Origin of the sequence: Streptomyces sp. NPDC006134 (assembly GCF_040628835.1) — a bacterium.
GTDB lineage: Bacteria > Actinomycetota > Actinomycetes > Streptomycetales > Streptomycetaceae > Streptomyces.
The window spans coordinates 27,984-53,913 of the sequence record NZ_JBEXTV010000035.1 but is presented as its reverse complement, the minus strand read 5'-3'; the positions used below and the strand labels follow the sequence as shown (position 1 = coordinate 53,913).

General features: G+C 73.9%; 23 protein-coding genes. 8 read left to right on the top strand and 15 right to left on the bottom strand.

Annotated elements, in window-relative coordinates:
* Positions 1–8: 8 nt before the first annotated feature.
* Together ABZ340_RS22725 and fdxA are read right to left on the bottom strand one after the other, a co-directional pair.
* Complete coding sequence (locus tag ABZ340_RS22725; protein WP_358783628.1) at positions 9–1,148, bottom strand: bifunctional succinyldiaminopimelate transaminase/glutamate-prephenate aminotransferase; 1,140 nt, start codon at positions 1,146–1,148, stop codon at positions 9–11.
* Positions 1,149–1,267: 119 nt separating this feature from the next.
* Positions 1,268–1,588, bottom strand: a complete 321-nt coding sequence (fdxA, locus tag ABZ340_RS22720; protein ID WP_014674796.1) for a ferredoxin — start codon at positions 1,586–1,588, stop codon at positions 1,268–1,270.
* Positions 1,589–1,728: 140 nt separating this feature from the next.
* Between fdxA and ABZ340_RS22715 the strand changes: the two genes are divergently transcribed.
* Positions 1,729–2,844 (top strand): GNAT family N-acetyltransferase, encoded by a 1,116-nt coding sequence (locus ABZ340_RS22715; protein ID WP_358783627.1) that lies wholly within the window; start codon positions 1,729–1,731, stop codon positions 2,842–2,844.
* Positions 2,841–3,713, top strand: coding sequence for a transglutaminase-like domain-containing protein (locus ABZ340_RS22710; RefSeq protein WP_358783626.1), 873 nt, complete (start codon positions 2,841–2,843; stop codon positions 3,711–3,713). Before ABZ340_RS22715 ends, ABZ340_RS22710 begins: the two co-directional genes overlap by 4 nt.
* A gap of 165 nt (positions 3,714–3,878) precedes the next feature.
* On the opposite strand, the gene ABZ340_RS22705 is transcribed toward ABZ340_RS22710, so the two are convergent.
* The 8 genes from ABZ340_RS22705 to ABZ340_RS22670 form a co-directional block, all read right to left on the bottom strand.
* Positions 3,879–4,496, bottom strand: a complete 618-nt coding sequence (locus tag ABZ340_RS22705; protein WP_358783625.1) for a response regulator transcription factor — start codon at positions 4,494–4,496, stop codon at positions 3,879–3,881.
* Entirely contained in the window at positions 4,493–5,695 is a 1,203-nt protein-coding gene (locus ABZ340_RS22700; RefSeq protein WP_358783624.1) for a histidine kinase, read from the bottom strand. The genes ABZ340_RS22705 and ABZ340_RS22700 overlap by 4 nt, the downstream gene beginning before the upstream one ends.
* Positions 5,692–6,432 (bottom strand): ABC transporter permease, encoded by a 741-nt coding sequence (locus ABZ340_RS22695; RefSeq protein ID WP_358783623.1) that lies wholly within the window; start codon positions 6,430–6,432, stop codon positions 5,692–5,694. Before ABZ340_RS22695 ends, ABZ340_RS22700 begins: the two co-directional genes overlap by 4 nt.
* Entirely contained in the window at positions 6,429–7,391 is a 963-nt protein-coding gene (locus ABZ340_RS22690; protein WP_358783622.1) for an ABC transporter ATP-binding protein, read from the bottom strand. Before ABZ340_RS22690 ends, ABZ340_RS22695 begins: the two co-directional genes overlap by 4 nt.
* Before the next feature lie 140 nt (positions 7,392–7,531).
* Complete coding sequence (locus ABZ340_RS22685; protein WP_358783621.1) at positions 7,532–9,895, bottom strand: hypothetical protein; 2,364 nt, start codon at positions 9,893–9,895, stop codon at positions 7,532–7,534.
* Between the two features lie 183 nt (positions 9,896–10,078).
* A complete protein-coding gene (locus ABZ340_RS22680) occupies positions 10,079–10,489 on the bottom strand; it encodes a DUF6113 family protein (protein WP_358783620.1) in 411 nt (136 codons plus the stop codon).
* The gene (gene mshB, locus ABZ340_RS22675) at positions 10,486–11,361 is read right to left on the bottom strand and encodes an N-acetyl-1-D-myo-inositol-2-amino-2-deoxy-alpha-D-glucopyranoside deacetylase (protein ID WP_358783619.1); all 876 of its coding nucleotides are present in this window, start codon (positions 11,359–11,361) and stop codon (positions 10,486–10,488) included. The genes ABZ340_RS22680 and mshB overlap by 4 nt, the downstream gene beginning before the upstream one ends.
* Before the next feature lie 86 nt (positions 11,362–11,447).
* Positions 11,448–11,642: a hypothetical protein gene (locus tag ABZ340_RS22670; RefSeq protein ID WP_358783618.1), complete on the bottom strand. Its 195-nt coding sequence runs from the start codon at positions 11,640–11,642 to the stop codon at positions 11,448–11,450.
* Between the two features lie 245 nt (positions 11,643–11,887).
* On the opposite strand from ABZ340_RS22670, the gene ABZ340_RS22665 reads away from it, so the two are divergent.
* Positions 11,888–14,005 carry a prolyl oligopeptidase family serine peptidase gene (locus ABZ340_RS22665; protein WP_358783617.1) on the top strand — a complete coding sequence of 706 codons (2,118 nt, stop codon included), beginning with the start codon at positions 11,888–11,890 and terminating at the stop codon, positions 14,003–14,005.
* Positions 14,006–14,182: 177 nt separating this feature from the next.
* Here ABZ340_RS22665 and ABZ340_RS22660 read toward each other — a convergent pair whose 3' ends face one another.
* From ABZ340_RS22660 to ABZ340_RS22640, 5 genes are read right to left on the bottom strand one after another with little or no spacing between them, the layout of a single operon-like run.
* Positions 14,183–15,256 carry a dipeptide ABC transporter ATP-binding protein gene (locus ABZ340_RS22660; protein ID WP_358783616.1) on the bottom strand — a complete coding sequence of 358 codons (1,074 nt, stop codon included), beginning with the start codon at positions 15,254–15,256 and terminating at the stop codon, positions 14,183–14,185.
* Positions 15,249–16,232 (bottom strand): ABC transporter ATP-binding protein, encoded by a 984-nt coding sequence (locus ABZ340_RS22655; RefSeq protein ID WP_358783615.1) that lies wholly within the window; start codon positions 16,230–16,232, stop codon positions 15,249–15,251. The genes ABZ340_RS22660 and ABZ340_RS22655 overlap by 8 nt, the downstream gene beginning before the upstream one ends.
* A gap of 6 nt (positions 16,233–16,238) precedes the next feature.
* A complete protein-coding gene (locus tag ABZ340_RS22650) occupies positions 16,239–17,219 on the bottom strand; it encodes an ABC transporter permease (RefSeq protein ID WP_358783614.1) in 981 nt (326 codons plus the stop codon).
* The gene (locus tag ABZ340_RS22645) at positions 17,212–18,135 is read right to left on the bottom strand and encodes an ABC transporter permease (RefSeq protein ID WP_358783613.1); all 924 of its coding nucleotides are present in this window, start codon (positions 18,133–18,135) and stop codon (positions 17,212–17,214) included. Before ABZ340_RS22645 ends, ABZ340_RS22650 begins: the two co-directional genes overlap by 8 nt.
* A 9-nt stretch (positions 18,136–18,144) precedes the next feature.
* Positions 18,145–19,767, bottom strand: a complete 1,623-nt coding sequence (locus ABZ340_RS22640) for an ABC transporter substrate-binding protein (protein ID WP_358783612.1) — start codon at positions 19,765–19,767, stop codon at positions 18,145–18,147.
* A gap of 325 nt (positions 19,768–20,092) precedes the next feature.
* Here ABZ340_RS22640 and ABZ340_RS22635 point away from each other — a divergent pair, with 325 nt between their 5' ends.
* The 5 genes from ABZ340_RS22635 to ABZ340_RS22615 are packed head-to-tail and all read left to right on the top strand — an operon-like array spanning position 20,093 to position 25,914.
* Positions 20,093–21,922 carry an ABC transporter substrate-binding protein gene (locus tag ABZ340_RS22635; protein ID WP_358783611.1) on the top strand — a complete coding sequence of 610 codons (1,830 nt, stop codon included), beginning with the start codon at positions 20,093–20,095 and terminating at the stop codon, positions 21,920–21,922.
* Positions 21,923–21,960: 38 nt separating this feature from the next.
* The gene (locus ABZ340_RS22630; protein WP_358783610.1) at positions 21,961–23,010 is read left to right on the top strand and encodes an ABC transporter permease; all 1,050 of its coding nucleotides are present in this window, start codon (positions 21,961–21,963) and stop codon (positions 23,008–23,010) included.
* Positions 23,007–23,921 (top strand): ABC transporter permease, encoded by a 915-nt coding sequence (locus ABZ340_RS22625; RefSeq protein WP_358783609.1) that lies wholly within the window; start codon positions 23,007–23,009, stop codon positions 23,919–23,921. The genes ABZ340_RS22630 and ABZ340_RS22625 overlap by 4 nt, the downstream gene beginning before the upstream one ends.
* On the top strand, positions 23,918–24,910 hold the full coding sequence (locus tag ABZ340_RS22620) for an ABC transporter ATP-binding protein (protein WP_358783608.1): 993 nt from the start codon (positions 23,918–23,920) through the stop codon (positions 24,908–24,910). The genes ABZ340_RS22625 and ABZ340_RS22620 overlap by 4 nt, the downstream gene beginning before the upstream one ends.
* A complete protein-coding gene (locus ABZ340_RS22615) occupies positions 24,907–25,914 on the top strand; it encodes an ABC transporter ATP-binding protein (protein ID WP_358783607.1) in 1,008 nt (335 codons plus the stop codon). The genes ABZ340_RS22620 and ABZ340_RS22615 overlap by 4 nt, the downstream gene beginning before the upstream one ends.
* The last annotated feature ends 16 nt before the right edge of the window (positions 25,915–25,930 follow it).

Below are 25,930 nucleotides of genomic sequence, written 5' to 3'. Positions count from 1 at the left end.
GTGCGGCGTTACGCCAGCCGCTCCACCGCGGCCCGCACCCGCTCGTCGGTCGCCGTGAAGGCGACCCGTACGAACCGCTCGCCCGCGGGGCCGTAGAAGTCGCCCGGCGCCACGAGGATGCCGCGCTCGGCGAGGTGGGCGACGGTGTCCCAGCAGGGCTCGTCGCGCGTGGCCCACAGGTAGAGGCTGGCCTCGCTGTGCTCGATGCGGAAGCCGTGGGCGGTCAGGGCCTCGCGCAGGGCGGCGCGGCGGGCGGCGTAGCGCTCCCGCTGCACGCGGACGTGCTCGTCGTCGCCGAGGGCCGCCACCACGGCCGCCTGGGTGGGCGCCGACGTCATCATGCCGCCGTGCTTGCGGATCTCCAGCAGGGGGCCGAGGACGGCCGGGTCGCCCGCGAGGAAGGCGGCGCGGTAGCCGGCCAGGTTGGAGCGCTTGGACAGGGAGTGGACGGCGACGACGCCGTCGTAGGAGCCCCCGTTGACATCCGGGTGCAGGACCGAGACAGGGTCGGCCTCCCAGCCCAGCTCCAGGTAGCACTCGTCGGAGACGACCAGCACGCCGTGCTCGCGCGCCCAGGCGACGATCCGGGTCAGCTCGTCCTGGGGCAGGACCTTGCCCGTGGGGTTGGACGGGGAGTTGAGCCACAGGAGCTTCAGGTGCGCCGGGTCCAGCTCGGTCGGGTCGTCGTAGACCTCGTACTCCGCGCGGGCCAGGCGGGCGCCGACCTCGTACGTCGGGTAGGCCAGGCGCGGGAAGGCCACCTTGTCGCCGGGGCCGAGGCCGAGCTGGGTGGGGAGCCAGGCGACCAGTTCCTTGGAGCCGACGATCGGCAGGACGTGGTGGTGGGTGACGTCCCGGGCGCCGAGGCGGCGCTCGACCCAGCCGGTGATCGCGTCGCGCAGTGCGGGGGTGCCCCAGACGGTCGGATAGCCCGGCGAGTCGGCCGCCGCGATCAGCGCCTTCTGGATCAGCTCGGGGACCGGGTCGACCGGGGTGCCGACGGAGAGGTCGACGATGCCGTCCGGGTGGGCGGCGGCCGTCGCCTTGTAGGGCGCCAGCTTGTCCCAGGGGAAGGCCGGGAGGCGGTCGCGAAGCGACTCCCTGGAAGGGTGGTGGGCGACAGGGGGGCGGTCGGGGACTGCGGACACGTTGTCTGACTCACTTTCTGCTGTGCGGCAAACGCCTCGGTCCCGTACGGCGATCGGAGGCGATCAGGCCGTACGGGACCGAGGCGGCACGTGCGGGCCGCTGAGGGGCCGCCCGGGACTTACTCGCCCTGGGGCGGCAGTGCGGCGACGAACGGGTGGTCGCGCTCGATCAGCCCCAGCTTGCTGGCGCCGCCGGGCGAGCCGAGCTCGTCGAAGAACTCGACGTTCGCCTTGTAGTAGTCCTTCCACTCCTCCGGCACGTCGTCCTCGTAGAAGATCGCCTCGACCGGGCAGACCGGCTCACAGGCACCACAGTCGACGCATTCGTCCGGGTGGATGTACAAGGACCGCTGGCCCTCGTAGATGCAGTCGACCGGGCACTCCTCGATGCACGCCTTGTCCTTGACGTCGACACAAGGCTGCGCGATGACGTAGGTCACGCTGTCGTTCCTCCTCGATAGGGCGCTGGCGGGCCTCCGCAGGCTCCGCCGCCTGGCGCGCGGGAGCGCGGCGTCGTCGATGCCCGCCCCTAGTATCTCCGTTCTTGGGCATGATCCGAACAGGAGGGGTGAACCGACCCGTGGAAATCTCTGCCGCCGGGCGCCTGGAGGTCCGTATCACCGCCGCTGACGTGGGAAAACGGGTCTCGGTGCGGCGGCTGGCCGAACCGGGCGCGCCGGGCGAGAAGTTCACCGACACGGTCGGCGTTCTCACATCATGGGACAGCGGTGTGCTGGTGATCACACGGAAGAGTGGCGAGAGCGTCCGCGTTCCGGAGTCGGCGCTGGTCGCGGGCAAGGTGGTGCCGTCCGCGCCGGCGCGGCGGCGCGGCCCGGCCGCCTCGTACGAGGAGCTGGCGCGGGTGGCCGCCCGGGCATGGCGGCCGGTGGAGAGCGAGTGGCTCGGGGCGTGGGAGCTGCGGGCGGCAGTCCAGAAGGTGCCGCGCGAAGCGCGTCCGCGGGAGGTGGTGGCCGGGCGACGGGCGGGCTTCACGCGGCGGGCCAACTCGGTGCTGCCGCTGGGTGATCCGGGGCTGCCGCTCGACGAGGCGCTGGCCGCCGTACGGCGGTGGTACGGCGAGCGCGGGCTGCCCGCGTACGTGCAGGCCGCGACCGGGGCGGAGGGCACCCAGGAGTTGCTGTGCGCGGAGCTGGAGCGGCGCGGCTGGACGCGGGAGGTGACCGCCGAGCTGTGGACCGGGGCGCTGGCCCCGGTCGCCGACCGGGCCGAGGGGGCCGAGGGGGCGCGGGTCGTGCTGGCGCGGACGGCGGACGAGGCGTGGCTCGCCCGGTACCGGCGCAAGGGCGTGAGCGAGGTGGCGCTGCAGGTGCTGGAAGGGAGGTCCTCCCGCGCGGGCGAGGCCGGAGGCGGGACAGGGCCGTCGGTGTGGTTCGCGACGGTGCCGGGCGAGGAGGTGCCGGCCGCGATCGGGCGGTGTGCCGTGGACGGGCGGTGGGCCGGTTTCTCGGCCGTCGAGGTCGATCCGGCGGCGCGGCGGCGGGGCCTGGCCACGGCGGTCATGGCCGCGCTGGCCCGGCGGGCGCTCGACGAGGGCGCGTCGGCCGCGTGGCTCCAGGTCGAGACCGGCAACGCGGCGGCACGGGCGCTGTACGCCGGGATGGGCTTCTCGGTGCACCACGCGTACCACCACTACCGCGAGCCGGGGTCCGGGTCCACGGAGGGCGGAGCGTCGTGACCGGACACCGACCCGCCCTGCCCTCCCCGCAGCCCCCGCCGTCCGGGCGGTCCGCCGAGCTGCGGCGGCGGTTCGCCGAGGAGGCCCGGTCCGGGCGGCCCGATCTGGCCGTGCTGTGCCTGCTGGTGGGCGCGCAGGCGGACGGCACGCTGGACGAGGCGGGCCTGGACGCCGCCCAGGTGGAGCTGGACCGGCTGGCCGGGCAGCTGCCCTTCCGGCCGGGCGGGCCGCGGGCCTGGGCGGTGGCGCTGCGGGAGCTGCTGGGCGACCGGTACGGCTTCCACGGCACGGCCGCGGACTACCGGCACCTGGAGTCGTCGCTGCTGCACGAGGTGGTGCGGCGGCGGCGCGGGCTGCCGATCCTGCTGTCGGTGGTGTGGATGGAGGTGGCCCGCCGGGCGGGGGCGCCGGTGTACGGGGTGGCGCTGCCCGGGCACTTCGTGGTCGGGTTCGGGCCCGCGGAGGACCAGGTGCTCGCGGACCCGTTCGACGGGGGGCGGGTGCTGACGGGCACCGACGCGGAACTGCTGGTGGCCGGGGCCACGGGGGCGCCGCTGGAGCCGTCGATGCTGACGCCGGCCGATCCGCTGGACGTGGTGCTGCGGATCCTGAACAACATCCGGGCGTGGGCGGCGGCCCGGCCCGAGCGGACGGACGTGGCGCTGTGGGCGGTGGAGCTGTCGCTGCTGCTGCCCTCGCATCCGGCGCGGCTGCGCCACGAGCGGGCGCAGCTGCTCGTGCAGCGGGGCGAGTTCCTGCGGGGCGCGGCGGAGCTGGACGCGTACGCCGACGTCCTCGCGGCGGTGGACGAGCCGGCGGCCCAGCGGGTGCGGGCGCAGGCGCGGGCGGCGCGGGCGCTGCTGAACTGAGCCGTGGCCCGGCGGACGGGCGGGGGCGTCGCGAGGGCGTCGGGGCCGGGCAGGGCTGCCAGGGCCGGGCAGGTCCGCCGGGGGGCAGAGCGTCAGAGCCAGGCGAGACCGTCAAGGCCGGGCAGGTCCATCGGGGCCGGGCAGGTCCGCCAGGGACGGGCGGCTCTACAGCCAGCCCTTCTCGCGGGCCACGCGGACCGCTTCCGCCCGGTTGCGGACCGCCAGTTTCCGGATCGCCGTCGACAGGTAGTTGCGGACCGTGCCCGCCGACAGGTGCAGGGCCGCCGCCAGCTCCGCGTTGGTGGAGCCGTCGGCGGCGGCGCGCAGGACCTCGCGTTCGCGGTCGGTCAGCGGGTTGGCGCCCTCCGCGAGGGCCGCCGCCGCCAGCGTGGGGTCGATGACCCGCTCCCCCGCCAGCACCTTCCGTACCGCCTCGGCGAGCTGGGCGGCCGGGGCGTCCTTGACCAGGAAGGCGTCGGCACCGGACTCCATGGCGCTGCGCAGGTAGCCGGGGCGGCCGAAGGTGGTGAGGACCACCAGTCCGACCTCCGGCAGCTCGCGGTGGAGCCGGGCCGCGGCCTCGATGCCGGTCGCCCCGGGCATCTCGATGTCCAGCAGGGCCACGTCCACGGCGTGCGCGCGGGCCGCGTCGAGCACCTCGTCGCCGCGCGCCACCTGGGCGACGACCTCGATGTCCTCCTCCAGGCCGAGCAGGGCGGCCAGCGCCTCGCGGACCATGGCCTGGTCCTCGGCCAGCAGGACCTTGATCGTCGTACCGCTCACGACCGGGATCCTACGTCCGCCCCGGCCGCGGCCGGCGCGCGGGCGACCAGGCGGAACCCGGGCCGGGTCCGGCCCGCCTCCAGGGAGCCGCCCGCCTGCCGGAGCCGTTCGGCCAGGCCCGTCAGGCCGTTGCCGGGGCCCTCTCCCCCGCCGCCGGTGCCGTCGTCCTCGACGGTGAGTTCGAGCTCCGGTCCGTCCAGGGTCTGGCGGCGCAGCAGCCGGACCGCGCAGCGACGGGCGCCGCTGTGCCGGACGACGTTGGTGACCGCCTCGCGCAGCGTCCAGGCGAGGGCCGTCTCGCTCTCCTCGGGAACGCCTTCGAGGTCCGGCTCGGCGGGGAGGTCCGCGGTGATGCCGGCCGCCGTCAGGGCGACGCGGGCGCCGGTGAGTTCGGCGGCCAGGCGGGGGCGCCGGTAGCCGGTGACGGCCTCGCGGACGTCGGCCAGGGCCTGGCGGCTGACCTGTTCGATGTCGGCGATCTGCCGGGCCGCCTGGCCGGGGTGGTCAGGGAGCATGCGGCCGGCCAGTTCGCTCTTCAGCGTGATCAGCGACAGCGAGTGGCCGAGCAGGTCGTGCAGGTCGCGGGCGAGGCGCAGCCGCTCCTCGTTGGCGGCGAGCTGGGCGACGGTGGCCCGGGCCTTGCGCAGCTCCAGGGACGTACGGATCTGCCGGACGACACCGGCCATCGCGAACCCGAGGAGCAGGGTCATCAGGAGCAGGTCCCGTGCTTCCTGCTCGGCGGAGTGCCGCCCGATGAGGTACATCAGGGCGGCCGAGGCCGGGACGGCCCAGGAGGCCGCGCGCAGCGGCAGGGCCGCCCCGCAGGCCACCGACAGGTAGACGAAGAGTCCCAGCCAGGCGCTGCCGAGCGTGCCGGCCAGCGCGCAGGCGAGGACGGTGAGGACCGTGAGGAGGACGGCGACGACCCGCCGGGGGAAGGGCCGGCTCGTGTTCCGGGCGAGCAGCGGCAGATAGACGCCGACGAAAGCGGCGAGGCCGAGCGTGGCGGCCACGGTGGCACGGGTGCCGTGGCCGCCCTTGACCAGGTCGCCGACGGGCGAGCCGAGGAAGACCAGCCAGACGCCGATCCAGAGCAGCTTGACCGTCGCCTCGCGCCGGTTGCGGGGCGGCCGGCCGATCACCGTGCCCCGCCCGGTCCCGCCGCCGGGGACCTCCCGGTCTTCCGTCGTGACGCTCACGCCTTCAGCGTGTCCTTCCGGTACAGCCAGGCCGCGCCGCCCGCGAAGAGGGCGAAGCAGGCGGCGAGGAGGGCGAGGTCCTGGACCTGCGGTGCGTGACTCTGTTCGATGGATCGCCCCAGGGCAGCGTACGCGTGGGTGGGCAGCCACCGGGCGACGTCCCGCAGCCACCACGGGAACGTCGTCGCCGGCATCCACAGGCCGCCCAGCAGGGACAGGCCGAAGTAGACGACCATGGTGACGGGGCGGGCCGTGTCGCCGCTCGCCAGGTAGCCGATGGCGACGCCGAGCGCGGCGAAGACCAGGCTGCCGGCCCAGATCGCGCCGGTGAGGGCGAGCCACTGCCAGGCGTCGAGGCGTACGCCCTTCACGGCCGCGGCCACGGCGAAGACGACCACGATGGACGGCAGGCCGGCCACGGCCGCGCTCGCGGTCTTGGCCAGGACGTACCCGCGCCCCGGCAGAGGGGTGAGCCGCAACTGCCGTACCCAGCCGCTCTCGCGCTCCTTGGCGATGCGTTCGCTGTTGCCCGTCAGGACGGCGGTCAGGGCGCCGAAGGAGGCCATGGAGACCATGATGTACGCCGGGAGGGTCAGCCCGGTGCCGTCGAGTTCGGTGGTGCCGTCGGCGTTGCCCGCGATGATCAGGAAGAGCAGCGCGGGGTGGAGCACGGAGAAGAACAGGAACTTGCGGTTGCGCAGGGTGCGGGCGAGCTCCAGCTTGACGAGGCTGTTCACAGCGGCTTCGCCTCCTCGGCGGCGGTGAGGGCGACGAACGCCTGCTCCAGGCCGAGCCCGGCGACCTCCAGGTTGCGGGGGCGCAGGCCCAGGCCGTAGAGGGCGTGCACGGTGGCGTCGGCGTCGGCGGACCGGATGCGGACGGTGGTGACCGGCCCCGCGGCGAAGCCGCCGCCGGAGACGGTGAGGGACGTCAGGAAGGGCAGGGAGCGCAGCGCGGGCTCGTCGACGGGGCCGTCCAGGTCGAAGGAGATCCGGCGTGCCCCGGCCTTCGCCTTGATCTCGGCCGCCGTCCCGTCGGCCAGCAGCCGGCCCCGGTGCAGCACCAGCACCCGGTCGGCGGCGGCGTCGGCCTCCTCCAGGTAGTGGGTGGCGAACAGGACCGTCCGCCCCCGGTCCGCCTGCTCGCGCAGGGTGGCCCAGAAGGACCGGCGGGCGGAGACGTCCATGCCGGTGGTGGGCTCGTCCAGGACGATCAGGTCGCTGTCGCCGGCGGTCGCCAGGGCGAAGCGGACCTTCTGGGCCTGGCCACCGGAGAGCTTGCCCACCGCGCGGCCGGCGATCGCCGTGAGGCCCGCGCGGGCGAGCACGTCGGCCGGCTCGTACGGCCTCGGGTGCAGGGAGCAGGCCAGCCCCACCAGTTCGGCCACGGTGACCCCGTCCATCAGCCCGCCGCTCTGCAGCATGGCCCCGACCCGCCCGGCGGCGATCGCCTCGCGCGGGGTGGTGCCGAACAGGGTGACCGTGCCGCTGTCGGGGCGCTTGAGCCCGAGCAGGAGGTCGAGCGTGGTGGACTTGCCCGCGCCGTTCGGGCCCAGGAGGGCGACGGTCTCGCCCGGGTTCAGCCGGAGCGTGAGCCCGTCGACGGCCCGCGTGTTCCCGTACGCCTTGGTCACCTGGTCGAACCCGGCCACCGGGGAGGCCGTGGCCGCCGCCGTCGTCGTCGTTGCCGCTGTCATGACGACCATGCTGGCCGCGCGGGGTGGGGGCCCGGCAGTGTCCGCGGTCCCGGGTTCCGGATGACAGATGTCATGCGGAACGGGTGACGGACAGGGCGGAGGGGGGCGCCCGGCGGGCACCCCCCTCCGCCGCGAGCGGACTAGCTCGGGTTCGTCTCGATGACCGCGACCCGGTCGGTCCTGCTCGTCAGCGCCTGGCGGAGGGCGGCGTAGACGTCCTCGGGGGTGACGGGCGTCTTCTTGCCGTTGCCCCGGGTGACGAGCACGCCGTCGAACGCCTGGCCGTAGAGCCCCTCCAGGGCGGCCAGGTCGGGCTTGTCGACCAGCTTGCCGTCGACCGCCGTGACCCGGAGGAACTTCCACAGCGACTTCTGCGGGCTCATCGGGACCGCGTGCGCCGCGTCGGTCTGCACGGTCACGTTGGCCGACATCGCCGGTTCGGCGAACTCCTTCATCATCCGGTCGACCTCGGCCTTGGAGACCGTGGGCTGCTGGGTGGTCGTCGGGACGTTCACCGGGCCGGCGGTGCCGGTCTCCACCTGGGTGCGGAAGGCCTCCTCCACCGCCTCGGCCGACTTGGCGACGTCGATGCCCTTGCCCGGCTTGCCGTACACGGGGACGGCCTTGCCGGGCTCGAACCTGATCGTGCCCTCGGTGACCGAGCCGGCGCCGCCGGCCGCGCTGCGCAGGGCGGCGTGCAGCTTCTCCTCGTCGACCGGCATGACCGGGTCGACGACCCGGTGGTTGCCGAAGAGGGAGCCGATGACGGAGACGGGGTTGTAGTCGCTCTTCGCGGCGGCGCCGACCGTGGCCTGCGTGTCGAACTGGAGCCCCGCCTGCTCGGGCTTGAGCGTGACGGTGTCGCCGCCGACGGTGAGCTTCAGCGGCTTGCCCACCCGGCCCTCGAAGGCGGCGTCCAGCTTCTCGACGGCGTCGTCGCGGGTGCCGCCGCCGATGTCGACGCCGAGCACGGTGGTGCCCTTGGGCACGTCGGAGTGGTTCATCAGCAGCCCGGCACCGTAGGCGGCACCGGCGAGGACGACCACGCCGCCGCCGAGCAGGACGAGCTTGCTGCGCCCCTTCTTCTTCGGCGGCTTCGGCTTCGCGGAGCCCGCCGGGGACGGCGGGGCCGGCTCGGGCGCCTTCGGGGGCGTGTGCGGCCGGGGTCCGCCGGCGGGCGAGCCGGGCCCGAACGGTCCCTGCCGGTCGCCGGGCACCACGGGGACGCCGCTGGTGACGGTGTGCCCGGAGACGTTGTCCGCGGGAGTGCCGTACCCCGGGCCGCCCCGTTCGGGGGCCGGCTTCTGCGGGGTGAGGATGGCGGTGTCGTCGCTCAGGCCGCCGCCGGGGCGGGGGGTGCCGGGGCCGGCGCCGGGTCCGGCCGGGGAGGAGCCGGGGCCGCGCAGACCGCCGGGACCGCCCGGACCGCCGGTCCCGCCGGACGGGTTCGGCGCGCCGGGCACGCCGGGCACGCCGAGTCCACCGGAACCGCCGGACGTGCCCGGTCCGCCGCCGGGCGACGGCGTCAGCCGCCCGTCGCCGGTGGCCGGGCCGGTCGTCGGGCCCGCGGGGCCCTGCGGGCCGGTGGGGCCGCCGGGCCGGAGGAAGGCGTCGGGGGCGCCCGGCCCGCCGGGACCGCCCGGACCGCCGCGGCCGTTGCGCGCGGCCTGCCCGCCCAGCGCGCTCTGCCCGTCCAGTGCGCTCTGCCCGTTCGGCGCGCTCTGTCCGTTCAGAGCACTCCGTCCGTTCGGCGCGCTCTGCCCGTTCGGCGACGCGTACGGCAGGTCGTCGCGGCGCTGCCCGGCGCCCGGGCGGGAACCGTTGCCCAGCGGGCCCGCCGTCAGCGCCTCGGTCACGTCGAAGGAGCCCGTGCCGCCGCCGTGTCCCGGCGCCACGGGGCCGCCGGTCGCGCCGGGGAGCCCGGCGCCGTTCGAGCCGCCGGGCCGGGAGGCGCCCGGTCCGTTCGGGGCGGCCGGGCCGCCGGGCCGGGAGCCGGACGCGCCGGCGCCCGCCGTCCCGGGGCCGGAGCCCGCGCCGGAGAGACCCGAACCACCGGACGTACCGGTCCCGTTGGCCGGTCCGGTGCCCGGGCTGCTCTTGGCCGCCGGGGACCTGCGCGGCGCGAACCAGTCGCTGGTCGCCTTCTCCTCGGCCGGCTGCGCGGAGGCGGCGGGCGGCTCGGCGGTGCCGCCCGTGGGGGCGGCGGAGCCCGGCGCCGGTGCCTCGGCGCCCGTCTCCTCCCCGTCGGCGGCGCCGTTCTCCGACTCCCCGACGGGCTTGCGCACGACGACCGGCGGGATGGGCCGGGATCCGGGAATGTTGATCCGGACCCGGGTGGTCAGCGTGGTTTCGGTCTTGCGTTCGTCCGGCCGCCCGGCCGCACGGCCCGCGTCCGTACCGTCGTCGGCAGCCGTGGGGGTCCCGTAGGGCGGCGTGCCCGAGGGGTAGGCGGTACCGCCGCGCCCGTGGGGCCCGGAGGACGGACTGTCAGTTTCACGACTCAAGGCAGGTTCTCCCGGTTGGCTCCGCCGCCCGTCACGATCTCACGGTGGGGTTCCCCTGCTCGAGGAGCTCGGGGAAGGCTCGGCGGCGCGCACCACCATACTGGCCGCTTCTTCGGCGCTTCCCGGGACCGCTGGGGAAATGCCCACGCGACGCGCTCTCTTCTGGTACGGCGAAGTGGTACGTCACTTGCCAAGTCGGGCGGCGCCGCCGTCCGGTTGCCGCACCGGCGCGAGGGTGGCACAGATCACAGCGAGGGCGATGCCGCCGAGCAGGAAGAGATAGGAGCCGCTGCCCGCGGCGAAGAGGAAGTCGCCCTCGGGGCGGCTGGCGGTGAGCAGGAGGACGGCGATCGTCCAGCCGGCGGCGGGCGCGACGGCCGCGCCCCGGGCGCCGGCGGCCCGCGCGGCCCCCAGGCAGAGCCCGGCCTCGGCGGCGAGGGCGAGCAGCAGTCCGCCCGGGAACCAGGCGGGCTGCACCAGCGCCCCGGCCGCGCCGGTCACGGCTCCGCCCAGGAACAGGCCCAGGCAGAGGAGGGCCCGCCCCGGGGAGGGCGGACGCAGCGGCTGGGCGAGCGGCGAGGTCCGGTCGTTCACGGCGTCTCTCCCTCCGGGGTGCCGGCGATCCCGGCGAACAGGTCGGTCTCCCGTGCGCCGGGAGCGCGCTCACCGCGCACCAGTTCGTAGTACTCGGTGGTGAAGACCGGCTGCGCCAGTTCGTTGGAGAGCGCGAAGTACGGTCCGGCGACCTCGATCTGGGTGGCGTGCGCCCGCATCGCCGCGGTCTTGGCGGCGGCGTACGCGGTGCCGTCGATCTCGGTGGTGATCCGGGCGTCGTCGACGACACCGGGTACGTCGTCGAGGGCGGCCGGCTCGGCGAAGGGCAGGCCGGGCAGGTCCTCGCGGAGCCGGGCGAAGGACCGCTCGGCGACGGAGCGGGGCACGCGGTTCCAGTACACCTTGGCGATCGGGCAGCCCGCCTCGGCGGCCAGGTCGGCGGCGCGCATCGCGACGCGGTGGGCCTGGATGTGGTCGGGGTGGCCGTAGCCGCCGTCGGGGTCGTAGGTGACCAGGACCTGGGGGCGCACCTCGCGGATCACCTCGACGAGGAGGGCGGCGGCCTCCTCGACGTCGGCCTGCCAGAAGCAGGCGGGGTCGTCGTTGTCGGGAATGCCCATCATCCCGGAGTCCGCGTACCGGCCCGGCCCGCCGAGCAGCCGGGCGTCCTCGACGCCGAGCGCGCGCATCGCCTCCGTCAGCTCGCCCAGCCGGTGCCGGCCGAGGGCGGCGCCGGTCAGGTGGCGCAGCCCCGGCGGGATGACCTCGCCGCGCTCGCCGAGGGTGCAGGTCACCAGGGTCACGTGGGCGCCTTCGGCCGCGTACCTGGCCATGGTGGCGCCGTTGTTGATCGACTCGTCGTCCGGGTGCGCGTGCACCAGCAGCAGACGGCGGGCGGGCAGTTCGGTCATGGTCCCACCCTACGAGGCTCCCGTCCTTCCCCGGCGGCTCCCCCGCGGCACGGCACTCCGGCCGCGGGCGCACGGGCCGGCCGGGGTCAGAACTTGATGCTGCCGATCATCCCCGCGATGTTCGACGTGAGCTCGCTGATCGTGGGGGCGACGGTCGAGGAGGCGAGATAGAAGCCGAGGAGGACGCACACGACGGCGTGTCCGGCTTTCAGCCCGGACTTCTTGATCAGCAGGAACACGATGATCGCCAGCAGCACCACCGCCGAAATCGAGAGTGCCACGGCGGCTCACCTCCAAAGAACCCGGGGACGCGGGGGTCGGACACGGGCGGGCCGTGTCGGGACTACGGGACGGACGGACCGGTCGGACCTGTCGGACCTGTCGGGCGGATGAATCCACACCGCTAAGTCCACACAGAGGGCAGCGAGTTGATACCCACTGTGCGCTAGTGATCATAACTATCCGTACGCGCGCATCGATCGGCGCACGGCCGCACAAGGGGGCGCATGGCCAATATGGTCGGGTCATGACGACCGAGGCTGACTCCTTCCCCAGACGGCACGCCCGCACCCAGCGGTTCACGCTCGGCGCGCCGCGTTCGTTCACCGTGGCACCCGACGGTTCCCGTGTCGCGTTCCTGCGCTCGTCCTCCGGCACCGACCGGGCGAACGCGCTGTGGGTCCTGGACCTCGCGGAGGGCGGGGAGCGCGTGGCGGCCGACCCGCGCGCCCTGCTGGGCGGGGCCGAAGAGCACCTGTCACCCGAGGAACGGGCGCGGCGCGAGCGCAGCCGCGAGGGCGGCGCCGGCATCGTCGGCTACGCCACCGACGCGGCCGTGGAGCTGGCCGCCTTCGCCTTGTCGGGGCGGCTTTTCGCGGCCGAGCTGCGGGCCGGGACGGCACGCGAACTGCCCGCCGCGGGGCCGGTGATCGACCCCCGCCCCTCCCCCGACGGGCGGCACGTCGCGTACGTCGCGCAGGGCGCCCTGCGGGTCGTGGGGGCCGAGGGAGAGGGCGACCGTGCGCTGGCCGTGCCGGAGGCGGAGGGCGTCACCTACGGTCTGGCCGAGTTCGTCGCCGCCGAGGAGATGGGACGGACGCGGGGGTTCTGGTGGGCGCCGGAGTCGGACCGGCTGCTGGTGGCGCGCGCGGACGACACGCCCGTGCGGCGGTGGTGGGTCTCCGACCCGGCCCACCCGGATCGTGACCCGCACCCCATGCCGTATCCGGCGGCGGGCACCCCCAACGCGGACGTCCGGCTCTTCGTGGCCGGCCTGGACGGGGCGCGCACCGAGGTGGTCTGGGACCGTGACCGCTACCCCTATCTGGCCCGCGTGCACTGGTCGGCGGCGGGCGCGCCGCTGCTGCTCGTGCAGTCCCGCGACCAGCGCGGCCAGCTCTTCCTGGCGGTGGATCCCGAGTCCGGTACGACCCCGATGGTCCACGCCGACGAGGATCCGATTTGGCTGGAACTTTTCGCCGGGGTGCCCTGCTGGAGTCCGTCCGGGCAGCTGGTGCGGATCGCCGACGAGGGCGGCGCGCGGGTGCTGGCGGTCGGCGACCGTCCGCTGACCGGGGCGCAGCTGCACGTCAGGGCGGTGCTGGACGTCTCCGACGACGACGTGCTGGTCTCGGCGTCCGCCGGTGAGGAGGCGGCCGAGGCGGAGACCGGCGAGGTGCACGTGTACCGGGTGAACGAGCTGGGCGTGGAGCGCCTGTCGCGGGAGCCCGGCGTGCACTCGGCGGTGCGCGCCGGGGGTGTGACCGTGCTGGTGTCCGCGACGCTCGGCCGGCCGGGCGCCCGGGTGGAGGTCCTGCGGGACGGGAAGCGCGTGGCGGTCATCGCCTCGTACGCCGAAGATCCCGGTCTGTCCCCGCGCGTACGGCTCACTCAGGGGGGCGCACGTCGGATTCCGTGCGCCGTGCTTATGCCAACGGACTACCCCGGTGACACCCCCCTCCCGGTCCTGATGGACCCCTACGGTGGCCCGCACGGGCAGCGGGTGGTGGCCGCGCACAACGCCCACCTCACCTCCCAGTGGTTCGCCGACCAGGGCTTCGCGGTGGTCGTCGCCGACGGGCGCGGCACCCCGGGGCGCTCGCCCGCGTGGGAGAAGGCGATCCACCGGGACCTCACCGTCTGCCTCGACGACCAGATCGAGGCGTTGCGGGACCTCGCGAAGACCCACCCCCTCGACCTGTCACGGGTGGCCGTCCGCGGCTGGTCCTACGGCGGTTACCTGGCCGCCCTCGCCGTCCTGCGCCGCCCGGACGTCTTCCACGCCGGCATCGCGGGCGCCCCGGTGACCGACTGGCGGCTGTACGACACCCACTACACCGAGCGGTACCTGGGCGACCCGGCGGCGGACCCGGCGCCGTACGCGCACAGTTCCCTGGTCACCGACGACGGGCTGGCCGCGCCCGCCGGGCCGCACCGGCCGCTGATGATCGTGCACGGCACGGCCGACGACAACGTGGTCTTCGCCCACTCCCTGCGCCTGTCCTCCGCCCTGCTGGCCGCCGGCCGCCCGCACGAGGTGCTGCCGCTGTCCGGGGTGACGCACATGACCCCGCAGGAACAGGTGGCGGAGAACCTGCTGCTGCTCCAGGTGGACTTCCTCAAGCGGGCCCTGGCCCTGGCATAGCGCCGCAAAAGCACCCGAACCGCGTTAACGCGCCCGCAACGTCCCGGAAGCGGTGCCGATATGGGGGCGCGGGAGGCTGTACCGCGTACGGCCGTGCGGGTGCCGTGAACGGGCCGGGGCGCGCCATGTCGCCCCGGCCCGTTGCCATGCGTCCCCGGCCCCGGCCGTCCGTCCGCCTCAGCCGGGCGCGGTGCCGTCCTGCCCGGGCGGCGCCGCCCCCGGTGCGGAGCGCCCGGCCGGCGCGGCCTCCTCCGCGAAGTGGCAGGCCGAGTCGTGGGCGGCGGGTGTGGTGGTGTGCCGGAACGCCTCCGGGACCGCGAGCGCGGGGACCTCCAGGGCGCAGCGCTCGCGCGCCTTCCAGCAGCGGGTGCGGAAGCGGCAGCCGGAGGGGATGTTGGCCGGGGAGGGCACGTCGCCGGCGAGGATGATCCGCTCGCGGTGCTCGCGCGCCTCGGGGTCGGGCACCGGCACGGCGGACAGCAGCGCCTGGGTGTAGGGGTGGGTCGGATGGTCGTAGATCTCCGTGTCGGTGCCGGTCTCCACGATCCGCCCGAGGTACATCACCCCGACCCGGTCGGAGATGTGCCGCACGATCGACAGGTCGTGGGCGATGAAGACGTAGGAGAGGCCGAACTCGTCCTGGAGCCGCCCCATCAGGTTGATCACCTGGGCCTGCACCGACACGTCGAGGGCGGAGACCGGCTCGTCGGCGACGATGATCTCGGGGCGCAGGGCGAGCCCGCGGGCGATGCCGATGCGCTGGCGCTGGCCGCCGGAGAACTGGTGCGGGTAGCGGTTGACGTACTCGGGGTTGAGGCCGACGACGTCGAGGAGTTCCCGCACCCGGCGGCGCCGGTCGCCCTTGGGCGCGGCCTCGGGGTGGATGTCGTACGCCTCGCCGATGATGTCGCCGACCGTCATGCGGGGGTTGAGGGAGGTGTACGGGTCCTGGAAGACCATCTGGATGTTGCGGCGGACCGCCTTCAGGGCCCGGCCCGAGAGCCGGGTGACGTCCTCGCCCTTGTAGCGGATCTCGCCGGCCGTCGGCTTCTCCAGGCTGACCAGCAGCCGGGCGACCGTGGACTTGCCGCAGCCGGACTCGCCGACGATGCCGAGGGTCTCGCCCCGGGCGAGGTCGAAGTCCACCCCGTCGACGGCCTTCACCGCGCCGACCTGCTTCTTGAAGAGGATGCCGCTGGTGAGCGGGTAGTGCTTGACCAGGCCGCGGACCTGGAGGATCGGCTCAGCCATGCAGGCACTCCCGCCAGAAGTGGCAGGCGCTGCCCCGCCCGGCCTCCGCCTCGGTCACCTCGTACAGCGGGGGCACGTCGGTGCGGCACACGTCCTGGGCCATGGGGCAGCGGGGGTGGAAGGGGCAGCCGGAGGGGATGTGCAGGAGGCTGGGCGGCAGGCCCTTGATGGCGTACAGCTCGCGGCCCTTGTGGTCCAGGCGCGGGATGGAGTCGAGCAGGCCACGGGTGTAGGGGTGGGCGGGCGCCTTGTACAGGGCGTGCACCGGTGCCGTCTCCACGATCCGGCCCGCGTACATCACGGCGATGCGGTCGGCGACGTCCGCGACCACGCCCAGGTCGTGGGTGATGAGGATGAGGCCCATGTGGTACTCGCGTTGCAGCTCCGCGAGCAGGTCCATGACCTGGGCCTGGACGGTGACGTCGAGGGCGGTGGTGGGCTCGTCGGCGATGATCAGCTTCGGCTCCAGGGCCAGCGCCATGGCGATCATGATGCGCTGGCGCATGCCGCCGGAGAACTGGTGCGGGTACTGCTTCACCCGCTCCCTGGCGGCCGGGATGCGCACCCGGTCCATCAGCTCGACGGCCCGGTCGCGCGCGTCCTTCCGCGACATGCCCCGGTGCACGGTGAACATCTCGGCGAGCTGGTCGCCGACGGTGAGCACCGGGTTGAGGGAGGACAGCGCGTCCTGGAAGATCATCGCCATCTCGGCGCCGCGCACCTTGCGCCGCTCGTCCTCCTTGAGCTTGAGCAGGTCCCGGCCCTCGAACAGCACCTCGCCGCGGGTGATGCGGCCCGGCGGCATGTCGAGGATGCCCATGACCGCCTGGGCGGTGACGGACTTGCCGGAGCCGGACTCGCCGAGCACGGCGAGGGTCTCGCCGGCGTCCACGCGGTAGCTCACGCCGTTGACGGCCCGGGCGACGCCCTCGCGGGTGTGGAACTCCACGTGCAGGTCACGCACGTCCAGCAGCATGGCGGCTCACCTCAGCTTCGGGTCGAGGGCGTCGCGCACCGCGTCGCCGAGCATGATGAACGCCAGCACGGTGACCGCCAGCGCGCCCGAGGGCCACAGCAGGGCGTGCGGGGCGTTGCGGACGTAGGGGGAGGCGGCGGAGATGTCGATGCCCCAGGACACGCTCGGGGGTTTCAGGCCGACGCCGAGGTAGGACAGGGTCGCCTCCAGCGCGATGTAGGTGCCGAGCGCGATGGTGGCCACGACGATGACGGGGGCGACGGCGTTGGGCGCGATGTGCCGCAGCAGCAGGCGGGAGGGGGAGGCGCCCAGCGCCCGGGCGGCCTGCACGTAGTCGTTGTGCTTGACGGTGATGACGGAGCCGCGGGCGATGCGGGAGACCTGCGGCCAGCCCAGCAGCACCATGAACCCGACGACCGGCCAGACGCTGTTGCTGGTCACCATCGACAGCAGGACCAGGCCGCCGAGGACGACCGGGATCGCGAAGAAGACGTCGGTGATCCGGGAGAGGAACCCGTCCCACGCCCCGCCGAAGAACCCGGCGAGCCCGCCGAGCACGCTGCCGAGGACGGCGACGCCGAGCGTGGCGCACACCCCGACCGTGACGGAGGTGCGGGCGCCGTGGACGGTGCGGGTGTAGACGTCGCAGCCCTGGCCGTTGAAGCCGAAGGGGTGGCCGGGCTGGGAGCCCTCCTGGGCCTTGGCCAGGTCGCAGGCGAGGGGGTTGCCGGAGGCGATCAGGGACGGCCACAGGGAGATGACGACCAGGAAGCAGATCACCAGCGCGGAGACGAGGAAGACGGGGTTGCGGCGCAGGTCGTGCCAGGCGTCGGACCACAGGCTGCGGGCCCTGCCCTCCGGGCCGGTGCCCTCCGGGCCGCCCGGCGTCTTCTCCAGCGTGGTGCCCTCGCTCACGGCGAGGTCCATCTGCCCGCCCATGCCGGTGCCGGCGACGGCGCGCTCGGGCTCGTAGGGCTGCTCAGGCATAGCGGATCCTCGGGTCGAGTACGGCGTACAGGAGGTCGACGAGGAGGTTGGCGGCCAGGAACACCAGGACCAGGACGGTGACGAAGCCGACGACGGTCTGGGTGTTCTGCCGGAGGATGCCCTGGTAGAGCTGGTAGCCGACGCCGTGGATGTTGAAGATCCGCTCGGTGACGATCGCCCCGCCCATCAGGGCGCCCACGTCGGTGCCGATGAAGGTGACGACGGGGATGAGGGAGTTGCGCAGCAGGTGCCGGACGACGACCCGGCGGCGCGGCAGGCCCTTGGCGATCGCCGTGCGGACGTAGTCGGAGCGCCGGTTCTCGGCGATGGAGGTGCGGGTCAGCCGGGTCACGTAGGCGAGGGAGACGGAGGCGAGGACCAGACCGGGGACGATCAGCTCGTCGACGGGGGCCTCGGGGGAGACGGACGGTTTGATCCAGCCCCACTTCACGCCGAGCAGGAGCTGGACCAGCAGGCCGGTGACGAAGGTGGGGACGGAGATGACGACGAGGGTGAGCAGCAGCACCGTGGTGTCGACGGGCCGGCCGCGGCGCAGGCCGGTGACGACGCCGAGGGTGACGCCGATGACGACCTCCAGGACGATCGCCACGAGGGTCAGCCGGATGGTGACCGGGAACGCCGACCCCATCAGCTCGGTGACCGGCTGGCCGTTGAAGGCGGTGCCGAAGTCGCCGGTGAGGACGTTGCCCATGTAGGTCAGGTACTGCTGCCACACGGGCTGGTCGAGGCCGAACTCCCGGCGCAGCCGGGCGGCGGTGGCCGGGTCGCACGCGCGCTCGCCGCACAGGCCGGCGATCGGGTCGCCCATGACGTGGACCATCAGGAAGATCAGCAGCGTGGCCCCGACGAAGACCGGGATCATCTGGAGCAGCCGCCGGACGACGTACCGTCCCATGGCGCCCCCTCAGCCGACCGTGATCTGGTCGTAGACGGGGACGCTGAAGGGGTTGAGCTTCACGCCGGACAGGCGCTCGGAGTAGCCGGCGCTGCCGTTCTGGTACCACAGGGGGATGGCGGCCATGTTGTCCCGGACCACCTCCTCGGCCTGCCGGAACAGGCCGACGGCCTTGGCGGTGTCGGACTCGGCGTTGGCCCGGTCCACGAGGTCGTCGAACTTCCCGTTCGACCACTTGCCGTCGTTGGAGGAGGCATTGGTGTAGTACAGCGGCTGGAGGAAGTTCTGGATGAGCGGGTAGTCCATCTGCCAGCCGGCGCGGAACGGGCCGGGCATCTTGCGGTCGGTGATCCGGCCGCGGAAGTCGGCGAAGGTGCCGACCGGGTTGCCGACGCAGGCGCGGTCGTTGCCGAGGGCGTTGTTGACGGAGTTGCACACGGCGTCCACCCACTGCTTGTGGGAGCCGGTGTCGGCGTTGTACGTGATCTTCACCTGGCCGCCGGGCAGCCCGCCGCCCTCCTCGATCAGCCGCTTGGCCTCGTCGGGGTCGTACCGGCAGGCGTCCCCGCACAGGCTCTTGTGGAAGCCGCCGTCCTCGCCGAGGACGGGTGAGGTCCAGTCGGTGGCCGGGGTGCGGGTCCCGTGGAAGATCGTCTCGGTGATCTGCTCCCGGTCGATCGCCCGGGACAGGCCCGTGCGGACCTTCTCCATGCCGGGCTTGTTCCAGTTCCGGTCGTAGAAGGGGAAGGCGAGGGTCTGGATGATGCCGGCCGGGGTGTTGATGTACCGGTCGCCGAGGTCGGTGTCGACGTTCTTGAGCTGGGCGGCGGGGATGTCGTCGACGAGGTCCAGGTTGCCGGCCATGAGGTCGGTGTAGGCGGTGTTGTTGTCGGTGTAGACCTTCAGGTCGACACCGCCGTTGCGCGCCTTGTCGTCGCCGGGGTACTGCTCCCACGTGCGCAGGGACATCTGGGAGCCCCGGGTGTAGTTCTCGACCCGGTACGGGCCGTTGCCGACGGGTTTCTTCAGCCAGGCGTCGTGGTCGTCGAAGAAGAGGCGGGGCAGGGGGGCGAAGGCGGGGTAGCCCAGGGTCTCGGGGAAGGTGGAGAACTTCTGGTTCAGCCGGACGGTGAAGGTGCGCTCGCCGGTGACCTTCAGGCCGGAGAGGGTGTCGGCGGTCTGCCTGCCGCTCTCCGGGTGCACCTTGTCGTAACCGTCGATGTAGCTGAAGAAGTAGGCGTTGCGCTGGTTGTTCTTCAGGCTCGCGCCGTAGTTCCAGGCGTCGACGAAGGACCGGGCGGTGACCTTCTCGCCGTTGCTGAAGGTCCAGCCGTCCTTGACGGTGACGGTGAAGTTCCGCGAGTCGGTGGTCTCGATCTTCTCGGCGAGCATGTCCTCGGCCTCGCCGGTCTCGGGGTGGTACCGCTTCAGCCCGCGGAAGATCATGTCGAGGACCTTGCCGCCCTGCACCTCGTTGGTGTTGGCCGGCTCCAGCGGGTTCGGCGGGTCGCCCCAGGAGGAGGAGAGCACCGCGTCGGGACCGCCGCCGGTTCCCCCGCCTCCGCAGGCCGTGGCGGCGAGGACCACCGCCGCCGCGCACACGGCGCGGCCGGCGTGCATGGCTCCACGCATGGAGTGCCTCCTCTGTGCTGCCCGACACGCTGATCCGTCATCCGCCACTATCCACCGACAACGGGCATAGCACTCATTCATCTCATCCGTCCGGGGCACCCGTCCCCCGTCCGGCGGCATCCGGCCCGCACGCCGGACGGCGGGGCCGTCAGCCCGTCACCAGCGGCGCTTCACCGGTCTGGACCACTGACTGCCCTACGCCGCCAACTCCCCTGTTTTCGCAGGCCACATGGGAGGCAAGGCACCGTTGACGCGCGCAGAGCGCGCTGATAGACACACTCATCAACCCAAGCGGCGTGCGAGCGATGACGCGAGGTCAGGACATATGAGCACACCAGTTCAGCACGGCAGAGGGGGCTTCCTCCCCCGGCTCGTCGCCGCCGGCGCCGCCGCCCTGCTCCTCACCTCCGCCCTGCCCCCCGGGCAGGCCCGGGCCGAGGACGACAAGAAGGTGCTCACCGTCGCGGTCGCGCAGAGCGTCGACTCGCTGAACCCGTTCCTGGCGACGCGCCTGGTCAGCACGAGCATCAACCGGCTGATGTACGAGTACCTGACCGGTTACGACACCGAGGACGCCCGCGCGGTCCCGGGGCTCGCCACCGCGTGGAAGCCGTCCGCGGACAAGCTCACCTGGACCTACACGATCCGCTCCGACGCCCGCTGGTCGGACGGCCGCAGGATCACCGCCGAGGACGCGGCCTGGACGTTCAACACGATGATGACCGACGAGGCGGCGGGCACCGCCAACGGCAGCTTCGTCGCCAACTTCGAGAAGGTGACGGCCCCGAGCCCCACCGAACTGGTCATCCGGCTGGACAAGCCGCAGGCCACGATGGCCGCCCTCGACGTGCCGATCGTGCCCAAGCACGTGTGGGAGAAGGTCGGGGATCTCTCCAAGTTCCACAACACCGGGGACTTCCCCGTCGTCGGCAGCGGCCCGTTCGTGCTCACCGGCTACAAGCCCGACAGCTACGTGCGCCTGAAGGCCAACGACCGGTTCTGGCGCGGGGCGCCCAAGTTCGACGAGCTGGTCTTCCGCTACTACAAGGACCAGGACGCCGCGGTGGCCGCCCTGCGCAAGGGAGAGGTCTCCTTCGTGGCCGGCTCGCCCTCCCTGACGCCCGCCCAGGCCGACTCCCTCAAGGGCCAGGAGAACATCAAGGTCAACGACGCGCCCGGCCGCCGCTTCTACGCCCTCGCCGTCAACCCGGGCGCCCGCGCCAGGAACGGGGAGCGCTTCGGCGACGGCCACCCGTCCCTGCTCGACCGGCGGGTGCGGCAGGCGCTGTTCCTGGCCGTGGACCGCAAGGCCCTCGTCGACAAGGTCTTCCAGGGCCACGCGGTCGAGGGCGCCGGATACATCCCGCCCCGCTTCTCGCGCTACTTCTGGAAACCCTCGCCGGACCAGGAGCTGGCCCACGACCCGGCCAGGGCGGCGCGGCTGCTCGACGAGGCCGGCTACCGCAAGGACGGCGAGGGCAGGCGCCTGGGCAAGGACGGCAAGCCGATCACCTACCGCCTCCTGTGCCACGCCACCGACCCCAACGACAAGGCGGTCGGCCAGTACCTGGAGGAGTGGTGGGGCGAGCTCGGCATCGGCGTGCGGCTCGACTGCCTGGACAACGTCAGCGACCCCTGGCTCGCGGGCACCTACGACCTCGCCTTCGACGGCTGGTCCGTCAACCCGGACCCGGACTTCGTGCTGTCGATCCACACCTGCGCGGCCCTGCCCGCCACCCCCGAGGACACCGGCGCCACCGACAACTTCATCTGCGACGAGAAGTACGACGGCCTGTACGCCCGGCAGCTCGCCGAGTACGACCCGGACAAGCGGGCCGCCCTGGTCAAACAGCTCCAGTCCCGGCTGTACGACCTCGGGTACATGAACGTCATGGCGTACCCGAACGCCGTGGAGGCCTACCGCACCGACCAGATCGCCTCCATCGAGACGATGCCGAAGGCCGCGGGCAACATCTACGGCCAGGACGGCTACTGGAGCTGGTGGTCGGCGGTCCCGGCCGACTCCGGCGGCTCCGGGGACGGGGCCGGCTCGGCGGCCGTCGTCACCGGGATCGTCGTGGGCCTCGTCCTGCTCGCGGGCGCCGGCGGATTCCTGGTGATGCGGCGGCGGGCCACGGCCGAGGACCGCGAGTAGCCGATGAACCGACCAGTTCCCCGCGCGGGCGGCCGCCCATGACCACCGGCACCCCCTCCGTACCGGCCGCCGAGACCGCCCCGGCGCCCCGCGGGCCGCGGGCGCGCACGGCCGCCGCCTACCTGCGCTACGGGGCCCAGAAGGCGGGCGGCGCCCTGGTCTCCCTGGCCGCCGTCCTCGTCACCGGCTTCTTCCTGTTCCGGCTGATCCCGGGCGACCCGGTCAAGACGATGACCGGCGGGCGCCCGGTCTCGGCCGAGCAGCTGGCCGCCTACCGGCGGGAGTTCGGGCTCGATCTGCCCCTGTGGCGGCAGTTCACGGACTACTGCGGCAAGGCGCTCACCGGGGACCTGGGCACCTCGTACCAGTTCCGGGCGCCGGTCACCGAGAAGATCGCCGAGGCCCTCCCGAACACCCTGCTGCTCACCGGCACCGCGTTCGTGCTGTACACCCTGCTCGGCATCGTCCTGGGCACCCGGTCCGCCTGGCGGCACGGCCGGCTCGGGGACCGGCTGAACACGGGCCTGGCGCTGACCCTGTACTCCGTCCCCTCCTTCTGGCTGGGCCTGCTGCTCATCATCGTGTTCTCGGTCGGGGCCGGCCCGGTCCCCGGCCTGTTCCCGACCGGCGGCATGGAGTCGGGCGGCGAGGAGGGCCTCGCGTACGTCCTCGACGTCGCCCACCACCTGATCCTGCCGGTGCTCACCCTGGTCGCGGTCGAGTACGGGCAGACGCTGCTGGTCACCCGTTCCGCGCTGCTGGACGAGATGGGCAGCGACTACCTGACGACCGCCCGCGCCAAGGGGCTCCGGGACGACCTGGTGCGGCGCCGGCACGCCGTGCCGAACGCGCTGCTGCCGACCGTGACGCTGGTCTTCGTCAACCTGGGCCGGACGGTGGCGGGAGTGATCCTCGTCGAGACGGTGTTCTCCTGGCCCGGCCTGGGCGGCCTGTTCTACCAGGCCCTGAGCGTGCCCGATCTGCCCCTGGTCCAGGGCCTGTTCCTCTTCTTCGCCTCGGCGGTGATCCTCATGAACACGCTGGCCGACCTGGTCTATCCGCTGTTCGACCCCCGGGTGGGCCGATGACGGCCGCTCCGGTGGCGCCCTCCTCGCCGCGCCGGCTCGCCTGGCAGCGCCGCCGCCGGGCCGCCGCGCGCTTCTGGCGGCAGTACCGCACCCACCGCGCCGGGCTCGTGGGCCTGGCCGCGCTCGTCCTGTGCGCGCTGGTGGCGCTGACCGCACCGCTGACGGTCGGTTCCGACGTGTCCGGCGTGACGGACGCGCCGGGCCGGCCGCTGGAGAGCCCGAGCGGGGAGTTCCCCCTCGGGACGGACCGGTTCGGGCGCGACGTGCTGGGGCTGGTGGTGTGGGGCTCGCGGGTCTCGCTGCTGGTCGGGCTGCTCGCGGCGGTGCTGTCGGTGGCGATCGGCGCGGTGGTCGGCATCACCGCCGGGCACTTCCGGGGGGCGTACGCGACCGTGGTCATGCGGGTCACCGACTGGTTCCTGGTGATGCCGACGCTGGTGCTCGCCATCGCGCTCGCCACGGTGATGTCCCGCTCGCTGGGCACGGTGATCCTGGCGATCGGCGTGACGACGTGGCCGACCACGGCCCGGCTGGTGCGGGCCCAGACGCTGGCGGTGGAGTCGCGGCCGTACATCGAACGCGCCAGGGCGCTCGGCGGCGGGCACGGGCACATCATGACCCGGCACGTGCTGCCGAACGTGATGCCGCTGGTGCTGGCGCAGACCACCCTGATGGTGTCCGCCTCCATCCTGGCCGAGGCGACGCTGGCCTTCCTCGGGCTCGGCGATCCGACGGTGGTGTCCTGGGGCGGGCTGCTCCAGGACGCGCGGGAGGCGGGCGCGGTCAGCTCCGGCGACTGGTGGTACCTGGTGCCGCCCGGCATCGCCATCGCGGCGGTGGCCCTGGCGTTCACCCTGTGCGGGCGCGCGGTGGAGTCCGTTCTCAACCCGAGGCTGGGGGTGGCCCGTTGACGCTGCTGGAGGTCGAGGGCCTGGAGGTGACGTATCCGGGCGGGGTGGCCGCCGTGCGGGGCGTGGACCTGCGGCTGGAGGCCGGGCGGAAGCTGGGCGTCGCGGGCGAGTCGGGCTGCGGCAAGTCCACGCTGGCGCTGGCGCTGCTGCGGCTGCTGCCGCCCGGGACGCAGGTCGGCGGGCGGATCCTGCTGGACGGCGAGGACGTGCTGACGATGAAGTGGGGCCGGGTGCGGGCGGTCCGCTGGGCCGGCGCCTCGATCGTCTTCCAGGGGGCGATGCACGCGCTGAACCCCGTCCACCGGGTCGGCGACCAGATCGCCGAACCGGTCCTGCTGCACCGCCGGGCGACCGCCGCCGCCGCGCGCCGGAGGGCGGGCGAGCTGCTGGAGCGGGTGGGGCTGCCGGCGGCGCGGGCGTCGGCGTACCCGCACGAGCTGTCCGGCGGGCAGCGACAGCGCGTGATGATCGCGATGGCGCTGGCCTGCGATCCGCGGCTGATCGTCGCGGACGAGCCGACCACCGCGCTGGACGTGATGGTCCAGGCGCAGATCCTGCGGCTGATCGAGCGGTCGGTCGCCGAGCGGGACCTCGGCCTGATCATGATCAGCCACGATCTGGCGGTCCTCGCCGACACCTGCGACCGGCTGGCGGTGATGTACGCGGGCCGGGTGGTCGAGGAGGGACCCGCCCGGGCGGTGTACGAGGACGCCCGGCACCCCTATGCCGGGGCGCTGTCGGCCGCGTTCCCGCGCATCGGCGACCCGGCCTCCCGCCTCGCCCCGCGCGGCCTGCCCGGTGACCCGCCCGACCCCGCCGCGCTGCCGTCCGGCTGCGCGTTCCACCCGCGCTGCCCGGTGGCGCTGGAGAGCTGCGGTACGCGGGACCAGGTGCTGCGGGAGGCGGGAGCGGGCCGGCGGGCGGCCTGCGTGCACGTGGCGGGCGCCGCGCCGGCCCAGAACCCGACGAACACCGGGAGCGCCTCATGACGACCCCCGCACCGCTGCTCGGCGCCCGGGGCCTGCACGTGACGTATCCCGGCCGCCGCGGCGACGCGCCCGCGCGGGCGGTGGACGGCGTCGACCTCGACATCCGGCCCGGTGAGATCGTGGCGCTGGTCGGCGAGTCGGGCTGCGGCAAGACGACGCTGGCGCGTGCGCTGCTGGGCCTGGTGAAGCCGACGGCGGGACGGGTCGGCTTCGCCGGACGGCCGCTGGAGTACACCTCGCGCGCCCTGAAGGCGTACCGCAGGCGGGCCCAGCTCGTCCTCCAGGACCCGAGCGGCTCGCTGAACCCGCGGCACACGGTGTACGACGCGGTGGCCGAGGGGCTGCGGATCCACGGCCACCGCGGCGACGAGCGGGCGGCGGTCGCCGGGGCCCTGTCCCGCGCGGGCCTGCGCCCGCCCGAGCGCTTCTTCCTGCGCTACCCGCACGAGCTGTCCGGCGGCCAGCGCCAGCGTGTGGTGATCGCGGGCGCGCTGGTCCTGGAGCCCGAACTCCTCGTCGCCGACGAGCCGGTGGCCTCCCTGGACGCCTCCGTGCGGGGGGAGATCCTGGCGCTGCTGCTGCGGCTGCGGGACGAACTGGGCCTGGCGGCGCTGGTGGTGACGCACGACCTGGGCCTGGCCTGGAACATCGCCGACCGGGTGGCGGTGATGTACCTGGGCCGCATCGTGGAGACGGGCCCGGTCGAACAGGTCCTGACGGCTCCCCGGCACCCCTACACCCGGGCCCTCCTCTCGGTCCTCCCGGAGGCCCCCGGAGATCCGGTGGTGCTGTCCGGCGAACCTCCGGACCCCTCCCGCATCCCCACCGGCTGCCGTTTCCGCCCCCGCTGCCCCGTCCTCGCCTCCGGCGAGGCGGACCGGGCGGGCGTGGCCGAGCACTGCCGTACGCGGGACCCGGGCCTGTCGGCGGAGGACGGCGAACCGGCGGGGAACGACGGGCCCCGGGTGGCCTGTCACTGGGCACGGGCTGCGGCATCCGCCTGAAAAGGCCGGTGAAAGG